Source organism: Komagataeibacter diospyri, assembly GCF_006538165.1.
Lineage (GTDB): Bacteria > Pseudomonadota > Alphaproteobacteria > Acetobacterales > Acetobacteraceae > Komagataeibacter > Komagataeibacter diospyri.
On sequence record NZ_BDLU01000056.1, the window covers coordinates 83,635 to 95,112 of the forward strand.

Genomic DNA, 11,478 nt, shown 5'->3' on the forward strand with positions numbered 1-11,478 from the left:
ACCCCCACAGGGGTGTAACAAGAAGGAACGACCCCATGACTGACCTGATTGCCCGGCCTTACTGGTATCTGCGCCATGGGGAAACGGACTGGAATGCACAGGGGCGTTCACAGGGACGGACCGATATTCCGCTGAACCAGACCGGCATAAGGCAGGCCGAGGCTGCCGGCCTGCTGCTGGCGAAGCACTGGCATGACCATGCGCCAATCGTTCGGATCGTGTCGTCACCGCTGATCCGCGCGCGCCGGACGGCGGAAATCGTGGCCGACCAGCTGGCGGCCAACGGTGCGCCCCGGCTGGAGGTCGCGCTGGATGACGGACTGAAGGAAGTCTGTTTCGGTGACGAGGAAGGCAAGCCCATGGGGACATGGTACGACAGCTGGATCGCGGGCGATTACACACCGGCCAATGGCGAAAGTTTTGCCGATCTGCGTGAACGTGCGGTATCGGCCGTGAACCGGGCGCTGGAAAAAGACGGCGTGCCGCTGATCGTCTGCCATGGCGCGATGTTCCGCGCCCTGCGTTCGGCCATGCATCTCAAGCCCAACGTGCGCCTGCCCAATGCGACGCCGATGTGGGCCGAGCCGGGACCGACGCCGGTGTGGAACCTGACCGCACTTTCCTGAAAAACCGGGCGCGGACGGCCTTGGGTGATTGCATCGCACGCGGTTTTCCGTTAAACGCCGCGCACGCGCTGGCACCCCTGGAGGCCTGCGCGCTTGTGTTTCAGGAGCAAACAAGTGACCAAATTCACCAAGATCGAAGTCTCTTCGCGCGCGAAGGCTGGTAAGGGGGCAGCGCGTGCAACGAGGCGTGCCGGCCACGTGCCCGGCGTTATCTATGGCGGCGGCCAGGAACCCATCCTGATCGCGCTTGACCCCCGTATCGTGCACCGTGAGCTGCATAAGGCCGGCTGGCGTTCGCGCATCTATGACATCTCCGTTGAAGGGGGCGCATCCGTGCACGCCCTGCTGCGTGAGATCCAGCTGCACCCGGTGACCGATGCGCCGCTGCATGTTGACTACCAGCGTCTGGCAGCTGGCCATAAGGTGCACGTGGAAGTGGAAGTCCGCTTCACGGGTGAAGAAGTCTCCCCCGGTGTGAAGCGCGGTGGTGTGATGAACATCGTCCGCCACACGGTGGACGTGGTGGTTGATCCGGCCAACATTCCGGAATTCTTCACCGCCGACCTGTCCAAGCTCGACTTCCACGACAACGTGCGCTGGGAAGACCTGAAGGGCACGGAGCATGTCACCCCGGTGCTGCAGGACAATAACTTCGTGATCGCCAACGTCGCACCGCCGAGTGTTGATGAAGAGGCCGAAGCCGCTGCAGCCGCCGAAGGCGAAGCCGAGGGCTGATCCCCCCGCCGCCACACACCTGACAGGAGGATGAACGATGCTGCTCTGGACCGGTCTTGGTAACCCCGAGACGGGGATGAGCCGGAATCGTCACAATGTCGGGTTCATGGCGGTGGACCGGATTGCCGACCGCCACGGGTTCGCCCCGTGGCGGAAGCGCTTCCGGGGTGAAATCGCGGAAGGGATGATCGGTCGGCACAAGGTGCTGCTGCTCAAGCCCATGACGTATATGAACCTCTCGGGCGAGAGCGTTCAGCAGGCAGCCGCTTTCTACAAGCTGCCAGCCGATGCCATTACGGCATTCCATGACGAACTTGACCTTGAGCCCGGGCGCATCCGCGTAAAGCGTGGCGGCGGGGCGGCAGGGCATAACGGCCTGCGGTCGATGGACCGCATGCTGGGCACGAAAGAATACTGGCGCGTACGGCTGGGCATCGGGCATCCCGGCAGCCGTGAGCGTGTGACAGGCCATGTGCTGGGCGACTTCTCCCGCACGGACCGCGAGTGGCTGGACCCGATGCTTGACACGCTGGCTGATGAAGCCGTGCTGCTGGCGGACGGGAAGCCGGAACTGTTCATGACAAGAATGGCCGCGCAGGCCGGGGAGTAAGGGCGTATGGGCTTTAACTGTGGCATCGTGGGCCTGCCGAATGTGGGTAAATCCACGCTGTTCAACGCCCTGACGGAAACGGCGTCGGCACAGGCCGCGAATTATCCCTTCTGCACGATCGAGCCGAATGTCGGCCGTGTCGCGGTGCCGGATGCGCGGCTGGCCAATCTGGCGCGCATTGGCAAATCCCAGAAGATCCTGCCCACCAGCCTTGAATTCGTCGATATCGCGGGCCTTGTGCGTGGTGCGTCGCGCGGGGAGGGGCTGGGTAATCAGTTCCTGGCCAATATCCGTGAGGTGGATGCGATCATCCACGTCCTGCGCTGTTTTGAAGATGACGACATCACTCATGTCGAAGGGGGCGTTGACCCCATCCGCGATGCGGAAATCATCGAGACCGAACTGATGCTGGCCGACCTCGAATCGCTGGAAAAGCGGATTGTGGCGCTGCAGAAGAAAGCGCGTGGCAATGACCGTGAAGCCGCAGCGCAGGTCGAACTGATGGAACCGCTGATCGAAGCCCTGCGTGAAGGCCGGCCCGCGCGCGAGGCGATTCCGGCAGGGCAGGAAGAAGCGGTGCGCCGCCTTCAGCTTATGACCTCGAAGCCCGTGCTGTACGTGTGCAACGTGGATGAAGGGTCGGCTGCGACAGGTAATGAATTTTCCGAACGCGTCCGTGCCCGAGCCGAAGCGGAAGGGGCAGCCATGGTTGTGGTCTCTGCCGCGATCGAGGCCGAGGTCAGTCAGCTTGGCGCGGAAGACCGGGTTGAATTCCTCGAAGGTCTCGGCCTGAAGGATAGCGGGCTGGATCGCGTGATCGCAGCTGGCTACCGCCTGCTGGGCCTGAACACCTATTTCACCGTTGGACCCAAGGAAACGCGGGCCTGGACCATTACCGAAGGCACCAAGGCCCCGCAGGCCGCAGCTGTCATTCATAATGATTTCGAACGTGGCTTCATTGCCTGCGAAACCATAGCATATGATGACTATATTGCCTGCAATGGCGAAGCCGGTGCGCGTGAAGCGGGCAAGCTGCGGATCGAAGGGCGGGATTACGTGGTGCAGGATGGTGATGTCCTGCTGTTCCGCTTTAACGTCTGATACGGGCGTCGTGCCCGTTCAGCGATAGTATGTAAGGAGTGACGGATCATGGATCAGGCTGTTGCAACCCCCACGCGGGCCGACGCACCGCAGCCGGACGTGATCCGCGCCATGGCCATTGCTGCCCGCGGCGCAGGTCGCGTACTGGCCCGCAGCACGACAGAAACCCGCAACAAGGCCCTGATGGCTGCGGCAGATGCCCTGCGCGCCAGTCAGTCTGAACTGCTGGTGGCCAATGCGCGTGACGTGGCGGCCTTTACCGGGGCTGCGGCTTTCCGTGACCGGCTGACGCTCAACCCCGAACGGGTCGAGGCAATGGCGAAGGGACTGGAACAGGTCGCCAGCCTGCCGGACCCTGTTGGCCACGTCATGGCGGAATGGGACCGGCCCAACGGCCTGCGCATCCGCCGCGTTGCGACCCCGGTGGGTGTGATTGGCATGATTTACGAAAGCCGTCCCAATGTGGGGGCTGACGCGGCTGCCCTGTGCATCAAGTCCGGCAATGCCGTGATCCTGCGCGGCGGGTCGGATAGCCTGAGCAGCGCGCGCGTCATTCACGCCGCCATGCAGGCGGGGCTGAAGGCGGCTGGCCTGCCGGTTGAATGCGTGCAGATCCCGCCTGACGCCGACCGCGCGCATGTTGCGTCCATGCTGGGGGCGGCTGGCCTGATCGACCTGATCATCCCCCGTGGGGGCAAGTCGCTGGTCGAGCGTGTGTGCGCCGAGGCGCGGGTGCCGGTGCTGGCCCATGCCGAAGGGTTGTGCCACACCTATGTCCATGCCGCCGCTGATCTGGAAATGGCGCGGCGGATCGTATTGAACGCCAAGCTGCGCCGTCCTGGCATCTGTGGCGCGACCGAGACGCTGCTGGTGGACCAGGCGATTGCGCCCAAGATCCTGCCCGGCCTGATCGAGGATCTGGCCACCCGTGGCTGCACGTTCCGCGCCGATGCCCGCGCACGTGACATCGTGCCCGACCTGCCTGCCGCGACCGGGGATGATTTCGCCACCGAATGGCTGGATGCGATTCTGTCCGTTGGCGTGGTGGATGGCGTGGAAGACGCGTTGGCCCATATCGCGCGTTACGGCAGCGCCCATACCGAAGCGATCGTGACCGAAGACGAGGTGGCGGCGACCACCTTCCTGAACGGAACGGATAGTGCCGTGGTCATGTGGAATGCGTCCACCCAGTTCTGTGACGGGGGGGAATTCGGGTTTGGTGCGGAAATCGGCATTGCCACCGGACGGTTCCATGCCCGTGGCCCGGTCGGGCTGGAGCAGTTGACAACCTATCGGTACGAGGTAATCGGCACCGGACAGGTCCGGCCCTGATCCTTGCTGACGGGCGTGGGTGATGTCCTGCCTGCCTGTGGTGACGGGCGGCATATGCGTGTCGGCCTGCTGGGTGGTTCGTTCAACCCGGTGCATGAAGGCCATGTCCAGCTTGCCTGCCGTGCGTTGCGGCAGCTTGGGCTGGATCAGGTGTGGTTCCTTGTTTCACCGGGCAATCCGCTCAAGCCGGTGGCGGGCATGGCGCCCCTGTCGCAGCGACTGGCGCTGGTCCGCGCGCGGATACATGGCGTGCGGGGGCGTGGGTTGCTGGCGACCGATATCGAAAGCCGGATCGGTACGCGGTACACCGTCGATACGCTGCGCCGCCTGAAACAGCTTTTCCCGCATGTGCAGTTTGTCTGGCTGATGGGGGCGGACGGGCTGGCGCAGATGGGACGATGGCGGCGATGGCGGGATATCGTAAGCATGGTTCCGCTCGCGATTCTGCCGCGACCGGGCTATAATCCTGCCGCATTGCACGGTCAGATTGCCCGCAGGCTTGCGCGCTGGAGGCGACCGGCACGACAGGCGGGCATGCTGGCTACATGCAGGCCACCGGCATGGGTCTTTCTTCCCGCGCCGCAGAACGCTATATCAGCAACACAAATACGTGCATCGCAGGCCAATTCCGGCCACCGACGGGAGTAACAGCCATAACCAGGAAGCCTTCAGCCGAGAGTGGCGCCAAGCGCCGGACCGGCAGCACCCTTTCCGCGGGACAGCCACGCGTCAACGCGGCGTCATTGGGCAGTGCCGTGCAGGTGCCAGGCACGCCGCGCAAGAAGGCCGCCGTGGCTGGCCCGGTGTCTACTGACACGCGCGAAGCCGACCCCCGCGTGGAACAGTTTCTGGAAATCATCACCACCAGTCTGGAAGATGACAAGGCCGAGGATATCGTGGTCATCGACCTGACGGGGCGCGCATCCTTTGCCGACCGGATGGTGATCGCGACGGGTATCGCAGACCGGCAGATCGCGGCCATGGCGGCCCATATCGATCGCAAGCTGGGTGAGGTCGGGCACAAGCGCGTGCGGACCGAAGGGGCCAGCGGTTCCGACTGGGTGCTGCTGGATGCGGGGGATATCGTTGTGCATCTGTTCAAGGCGGAGGCGCGTGCGCTGTACGGTCTGGAACGGATGTGGGGCGCGGATCTGGATGTCCCGCCGGAGGCGCCAGCAACACCGGTGGACTGACCGGTGTTCCATCTGATTGCCGTGGGGCGCATGAAGGACCGGGTGGAGCGCGACCTGTTTGATCGTTATGCCAACCGGCTTTCGCCGCGCATCAAGCTGGTCGAACTGCCGGAAGGGCGCGGCGCACCCAATGAAATCAAGCGCAGGGAAGGGCAGGCGATCCTGGCCGCATTGCCCGACCGCGCGATTGTGGTGGCCATGGATGAAGGGGGCCGGACATATGACAGTCTGGCCTTTTCGCGTGCGGTAGAACAGTGGATCGAGACACCACGCCCACTGTGCTTTGTCATTGGCGGGGCGGAAGGGCTGGACGCTGCTGTGGTGCAGCGTGCCGATCATACGCTTTCACTGGGCAAGATGACATGGCCGCACATGCTGGTGCGCGGCATGCTGGCGGAACAGCTTTACCGTGCCCGTGCCATTTCATCCGGGCATCCCTATCACCGGGCCGGACGGCCCTGATTACAGGACCACAGTCTCTTTTATTTGATTACCGGACGGAACGATTCGGTGCGTCATCCGTATAGGCAAGGGATGAGGAGGCGTGACCGACGATGCCTTCGGGCGCTTCGGCCACTTCCGTGCTGTTGTGGCGCGTTGTCGTGTGACCGGAAGCCCGCGCCATGACGGGCGGGTTGCGCATGGCTTTCTGATAGGTGCTCAGCATCATGTTCGATGTCGTATCGGGTCGGGCGTAGATGAAGCCATAGGTCGGATAAATGCTGCCAAACGCACCGTTACGGCTGTTCAGCGCCACGCGCACGGCCGACCAGTCATTGTTGGGCGATACGTCAATCACCGGAACATCCCGGCTGATCCCGCGCTGCCCCCAATGGGACTGGTCAATGACGATGGTGCGGCTGTTGACGACCTGACGGACAACGGCCACATGGCCAAGTGGCATGCGACGGGTGCCGCGGAAGTTCAGGACACTGCCTTCTTCCGGCGCATTACCACGGGCGTAACGCCCGGCGGCCTTGTACCACCAGTCAACGGCATTGCCCCGGATTTCAACATCCGACGCCGACTTGGCGAAGGCTACGCACTGGATGACATGCCCACGTTCATGCGTAGCACGCGTGACGCGATGGTAGCTGGTGTTGTGCAGGGTGGTGCTATGATGTGCGGCAGCAGGATGCACATGGCTGACATGCCGGGTGGTGCTGGCATGTCCCTGTTCCGAAAACATGAACCCGAACGTGGCACCAAGAACGGAAAGCAAAACGCCACGCTTCATGTTTCTGATCCACATTGTCCGCAATCTCTCCACCACATTGGGGTGATTCTCTGATAACCCGCTCACATCGTGTTCATCGAGTAGCAAGCCCATTGCAAGTCTGACAAGCCTGCGCTGTGGCGGATGAACAGCAACGCTGCATATTTCACCCAAAAACTTCATCTGACAGGAAAAATAGGAATATATTCTTTATCCGGACTATTTATTCCCTGTTTTCCAATCGCTTATGTGTGAGAAATCAAAGGGGAGAACATAAGTGGAATGATTCTCGGGAAGCGGGAAAGTTGCAAAAATGTGACATGTTTATCAACCGACTTTCCCGCATCCCGTTGGCCTTATTTGGTGGCGATCACCATGATTTCGACCAGTACGTCGGGGTGAGCCATCTTGGCTTCGACGCAGGCACGCGCGGGTGCGCCATCCTTGGGCAGCCACGGGCCCCATACCGCGTTCAGCGCATCACGGTCATTGATGTCCTTCAGCCAGATCTGGGCCTGCAGCAGGCGGGTGTTGTCAGTGCCGTGCAGTTCCAGCGCAGCGTCAATCTGGGCCAGAATGTCCTTGGTCTGGGCCGTGACGTCGGCGGACAGGTCGCGGGCCACGAATCCCTGCGTGAACAGGAAACCATGGTATTCCACCACTTTGGACAGGATAGCGTTGGGTTCGGTACGGATAATCTTGCTCATGTCTTGATCCTGGTTGGTTTGCAGGCACGCGGATGGCCGCATGTCCTGTCTTCTCTCTTTGCGCCGGCAGGGGCTGAGGTCAACCGTCCGTAAAACAGCGTGCGAAATCTGCCAGTCGGGCCGGGGTATCAAAGTCTGCTGTAATTTCCGGTCCGGCCGTAACCCGCAGCATGTCGGGTTCATGCCGGCGTATCAGTGGACGTGCCCCCTGGTCACCCGTCAGATGCATCAGGGTAGGGAATAAGCTACGGCTCCACAGAACCGGGTTGCCGCGCCTGCCGTCATGCACGGGCAGCACGCCGGGATGATCCGGACTGGTCAGGAAAGCGTCGATCATGCGATCGATCAGGGCCGTGCCGATCAGCGGCATGTCCCCCAGACAGACCAGCGCCCCCGCCACTGCCGGATACGTGCCGGCGGCGTGTATGCCTGCGGCCAGTGTCTGGGACAGGCCGCAGGCATGGTCGGGTGCCGTAATGAAACGGGGGGCGTTCTGTGCTGGCATGTCCGTTGATGCAGCGGACCGAATTTCGGCCGCGCGGTGTCCCAGCACGACAATCACCGGGTTGGCCCGGCTGGCGGTGATGGCGCGTAGGGTGCGGGCAATCATGGGCAGGCCCGTGGCATCGGGCGTCAGCAGCTTGTGTAGTGGGGCGGTGCGGCTGGAACAGCCTGCCGCCAGTACGATGGCGGCAATGCCCAAACTGCCCCGCGTCATGTCCAGCCCGATATCCGCCCCAGCGGTTTATTGTGGCGCACGGCCACGATTTCAGCCAGAATCGACAGGGCAATTTCTGCTGCTCCCACTGCCCCGATGGCAAGGCCGACAGGACCATGGATACGGGCGATCTGTTCGGTGGAAAAACCGGCTTCGCGCAGTCGCTCGACACGCGAGGCCTGTGTTTTGCGCGATCCCAGCGCGCCAATATAAAAGGCGTCGCCATTCAGGGCATATTGCAAGGTGGGATCATCCAGCTTGGCATCGTGCGTCAATGTCACGATGGCGGTCTGGTTATCCACCCCCAGTCGCGCCATCGTTTCATCCGGCCAGTCGGTTTCCAGCGTGATGCCGGGAAAACGTTCAGCGGTTGCCAACTGGGTGCGAGGGTCGATGACCGTCACGCTGAATCCGGTGGTCTGCGCCATGGGGGCCAGCACCTGCGCGATATGCACCGCGCCGACGATCAGCATGCGTGGCGGCATGGGGATGAGATGGAGGAACCACAGGGCCTGTCCGGCCTCATCTTCCAGTCGCAGGCTGCGGCCTGTTTCAAAAACGACCCGCGCACGGGCGGTCAGCCGCGTATCAAGGTCGGACGTGGCATGGACATCGGGTGCGGCATCGGTCTGGTACAGAAGGCGGGAGGTTCCCGTCGCCAGATCCGTCGCCACAATAACCGGCACGCGGCTGCGGCGGTTTTCCGCCACGGTTTCCAGCATGGCCAGATCCAGCGTGCCCTGTGGGTGCATGGGGGTGCGCACGGCGGCGACATACACATCCAGCAGGCCACCGCAGGCCAGGCCAACCGCCCATGCATCATCACTGGATACGCCATAGGACAGGGTAGCGGGGTGGCCGGTGGCCATAATGCTTCCGGCTTCCTCGATCACCGCGCCTTCCACGCAGCCGCCACTGACTGACCCCTCGATGCGGCCATTGGCGCAGACCGCCATCATGCTGCCGGCGGGACGGGGGGAGCTGCCCCATGTCGAGGTAACGGTCGCCAGGGCGCAGGGCTGGCCCGCCCGTGCCCATTCGATCAGGAGATCCAGTGGATCCCGCGTGGATGAAACCTGTGTCATAGCAGGGCTACTCTATCAGCACGCATACATACGCACCAGCCGGTGGACATGCATGGATAGGCACCCCATATATTGTCACAACATAAGGCCGCCCCGACATGGGTGGGCGCATGAATGGAGTACTATGAATGAGTTATGTCGATCCTGCCTGGTATGTTGTTGCCGATAACATTCATGCCCGTATCCTGAAGCATGGCGAACATGGCCTTGCGACGTTTGAACACCTCAAGAGCGACGATGCGAAGGGTATTGATGCTCCGCGCAACGGCGCCTATGGCAAGGTCATTGCGGAATTCCTGAACACGGTCGTGCGTCAGAAGAAGGCTCCGGCCGTTGCGATCGCGGCTCCCGGTGACGTCATGCACCAGATCCGCGCCCATCTGGACGTGCATACCCGGCCGCTGGTGGTCAAGGAACTGGAGCGTGACCTGACCAATACCCCCGATCACGAACTGGCCAAGCATTTCGACATTCCGGCCACAGGCTGGCCCCTGCCCAACGCGGGCTGAACGGCGACTGGTTGCCTGATGCGCCCCGCGGTAACGTGGGGCGTTTTTTATATGTAGGGTTCCGCGCATGCCGACACCTCTTTCCCTTGAAATCGTGCCTGTTACCGCCTTCGGTCAGAACTGTTCCATATTATGGAATCCCGATACGCATCATGCCGTCGTGGTCGATCCGGGGGGCGATGTGCCGCGCATCATGGCGTTCATCACAGGGAAGGGACTGTCGGTGGACGCCATCTGGCTGACTCATGGCCATCTGGACCATGCTGGCGGGGCGGATGCGCTGCGCCATGAACTGTCCACGCGGCAGGGGGCCCCGGTGGAGGTTATCGGGCCGGACCGGGCAGATGACGCCCTGCTGTCCTCCATTACCCGGCAGGCCGCCCTGTTTGGCCTGAGCGGACTGGAAAATGTGTGTCCGGACCGGTTTGTAAGGCATGGTGAGACGCTGGACGCGCTGGGGCATCGGTTCGAGGTCCGTCACGTGCCCGGCCACACCCCCGGCCATGTCGTTTTCCATGATCCCGAATCCCGCTTTGCCTTTGTGGGCGATACCCTGTTTCGTGGCGGGGGGGGGCGCACCGATTTCCCATATGGCGATCATGACCAGCTGATTGAAGCCATACGGCGGGAATTGCTTCCGCTGGGCGATGATGTCACGATCCTGCCCGGTCATGGTCCCGCAACGACAATCGGTGCGGAACGGAAGGGTAATCCCTTCCTGAACTGACAGGCAGATATAAGGGTGCAGGAGAGAATTTGCTTATGATGTCCTTCAAGGCAGGCCGATGGCTGGCCCTGGCCGCATGTATGGCCACTGTATCGGTTCCCGCCATGGCGGCGGAGGAAACGGGTGAGCCGACCCACGCCCAGCCTGCGCTGCCAACGGTGCCACTGACCATTACGTCGGCTGATGGCGTCAAGCATGTCTTTACAGTGGAAAAGGCCATGACCCCGCGGGAGCAGCAGGTCGGCGAGATGTATCGTCCGTCGGTTCCCGCCGATGGCGGCATGATCTTCGTCTGGTCCTACCCCCGTCAGAGCGACATGTGGATGCAGCATACGCAGGCGTCACTCGATATCGTCTTTATCGGTGCAGATAACCGTGTGTCCTCCATTGTGGAAAATGCCGTGCCGCTCAGCCTTGCGCGGATCAGCAGCCATGGCCCCGTGCGCGCCACACTGGAATTGCAGGCCGGAATTACCGAAAAGCTGGGGATCGTTGTGGGGGATAAGGTGGATTCGGCGGTCCTGAACAGCGGGACGTCCGCTAAGTGATCCCAGAATTTACTAGTTTTCTGGCTTTTTTGGTTATGTGTTGTGATGGTTTCTGTTTTTTTTTGCAATTTTATGATTGACGGTTTGAGGGGTGGGTCCTATATCCCCATTCACCGGCGGCGCTGAGGAAACTTCTTGAGCCTTTCCGGTGGATTTGCTAGGTTATTCGGCCCTATTGGGTTTTGATCTTTGACAAGAGAATAGAGAGAGTATCTGGAAGGGATATGCTGGCGGCGCGATTGTTGCTCTTTAGGGGGTAATGATTGGCGGTCTGGACTGGGTGAGGCTGGTCTAGGTAGCTTTGCGTATCTTTTTAGGAATATGCGTTGAGTGTTTTGAAGCTGTATGCGGGTTTATCCTGTTTTATGGTT

The 11,478-nt window shown here is 61.8% G+C and carries 15 protein-coding genes; 11 read left to right on the forward strand and 4 right to left on the reverse strand.

Annotated features, from left to right (window positions below; translation table 11 throughout):
* The first annotated feature begins 35 nt into the window (after nt 1–35).
* The 8 genes from MSKU9_RS13360 (at nt 36) to MSKU9_RS13395 (ending at nt 6,059) form a co-directional block, all read left to right on the forward strand.
* Nucleotides 36–626: a histidine phosphatase family protein gene (locus tag MSKU9_RS13360; protein WP_141261884.1), complete on the forward strand. Its 591-nt coding sequence runs from the start codon at nt 36–38 to the stop codon at nt 624–626.
* Between the two features lie 114 nt (nt 627–740).
* Nucleotides 741–1,361 (forward strand): 50S ribosomal protein L25/general stress protein Ctc, encoded by a 621-nt coding sequence (locus MSKU9_RS13365; RefSeq protein ID WP_141261885.1) that lies wholly within the window; start codon nt 741–743, stop codon nt 1,359–1,361.
* A gap of 37 nt (nt 1,362–1,398) precedes the next feature.
* Nucleotides 1,399–1,971: an aminoacyl-tRNA hydrolase gene (gene pth / locus MSKU9_RS13370; RefSeq protein WP_141261886.1), complete on the forward strand. Its 573-nt coding sequence runs from the start codon at nt 1,399–1,401 to the stop codon at nt 1,969–1,971.
* Nucleotides 1,972–1,977: 6 nt separating this feature from the next.
* Nucleotides 1,978–3,072, forward strand: a complete 1,095-nt coding sequence (gene ychF, locus MSKU9_RS13375) for a redox-regulated ATPase YchF (protein ID WP_141261887.1) — start codon at nt 1,978–1,980, stop codon at nt 3,070–3,072.
* A gap of 48 nt (nt 3,073–3,120) precedes the next feature.
* Nucleotides 3,121–4,404 (forward strand): glutamate-5-semialdehyde dehydrogenase, encoded by a 1,284-nt coding sequence (locus tag MSKU9_RS13380; protein ID WP_141261888.1) that lies wholly within the window; start codon nt 3,121–3,123, stop codon nt 4,402–4,404.
* Nucleotides 4,405–4,410: 6 nt separating this feature from the next.
* Entirely contained in the window at nt 4,411–5,052 is a 642-nt protein-coding gene (locus tag MSKU9_RS13385; RefSeq protein ID WP_141261908.1) for a nicotinate-nucleotide adenylyltransferase, read from the forward strand.
* Between the two features lie 95 nt (nt 5,053–5,147).
* Nucleotides 5,148–5,597 (forward strand): ribosome silencing factor, encoded by a 450-nt coding sequence (rsfS, locus tag MSKU9_RS13390; RefSeq protein ID WP_141261889.1) that lies wholly within the window; start codon nt 5,148–5,150, stop codon nt 5,595–5,597.
* Between the two features lie 3 nt (nt 5,598–5,600).
* Nucleotides 5,601–6,059 (forward strand): 23S rRNA (pseudouridine(1915)-N(3))-methyltransferase RlmH, encoded by a 459-nt coding sequence (locus tag MSKU9_RS13395; protein WP_141261890.1) that lies wholly within the window; start codon nt 5,601–5,603, stop codon nt 6,057–6,059.
* 28 nt (nt 6,060–6,087) lie between these two features.
* Here MSKU9_RS13395 and MSKU9_RS13400 read toward each other — a convergent pair whose 3' ends face one another.
* The 4 genes from MSKU9_RS13400 to MSKU9_RS13415 form a co-directional block, all read right to left on the reverse strand.
* Nucleotides 6,088–6,849, reverse strand: a complete 762-nt coding sequence (locus MSKU9_RS13400; RefSeq protein ID WP_193557703.1) for a CHAP domain-containing protein — start codon at nt 6,847–6,849, stop codon at nt 6,088–6,090.
* A 320-nt stretch (nt 6,850–7,169) separates the two neighbouring features.
* Entirely contained in the window at nt 7,170–7,520 is a 351-nt protein-coding gene (locus MSKU9_RS13405; RefSeq protein ID WP_141261891.1) for a RidA family protein, read from the reverse strand.
* 79 nt (nt 7,521–7,599) lie between these two features.
* Entirely contained in the window at nt 7,600–8,238 is a 639-nt protein-coding gene (locus tag MSKU9_RS13410; protein ID WP_141261892.1) for a nucleotidyltransferase family protein, read from the reverse strand.
* Nucleotides 8,235–9,323, reverse strand: a complete 1,089-nt coding sequence (locus MSKU9_RS13415) for an XdhC family protein (protein WP_141261893.1) — start codon at nt 9,321–9,323, stop codon at nt 8,235–8,237. Before MSKU9_RS13415 ends, MSKU9_RS13410 begins: the two co-directional genes overlap by 4 nt.
* 128 nt (nt 9,324–9,451) lie before the next feature.
* Between MSKU9_RS13415 and MSKU9_RS13420 the strand changes: the two genes are divergently transcribed.
* From MSKU9_RS13420 to MSKU9_RS13430, 3 genes are all read left to right on the forward strand, one after another.
* Entirely contained in the window at nt 9,452–9,832 is a 381-nt protein-coding gene (locus MSKU9_RS13420; protein WP_141261894.1) for a host attachment protein, read from the forward strand.
* A 67-nt stretch (nt 9,833–9,899) separates the two neighbouring features.
* A complete protein-coding gene (locus MSKU9_RS13425) occupies nt 9,900–10,559 on the forward strand; it encodes an MBL fold metallo-hydrolase (protein WP_141261895.1) in 660 nt (219 codons plus the stop codon).
* A 35-nt stretch (nt 10,560–10,594) separates the two neighbouring features.
* Nucleotides 10,595–11,107 (forward strand): DUF192 domain-containing protein, encoded by a 513-nt coding sequence (locus MSKU9_RS13430; protein ID WP_141261896.1) that lies wholly within the window; start codon nt 10,595–10,597, stop codon nt 11,105–11,107.
* The last annotated feature ends 371 nt before the right edge of the window (nt 11,108–11,478 follow it).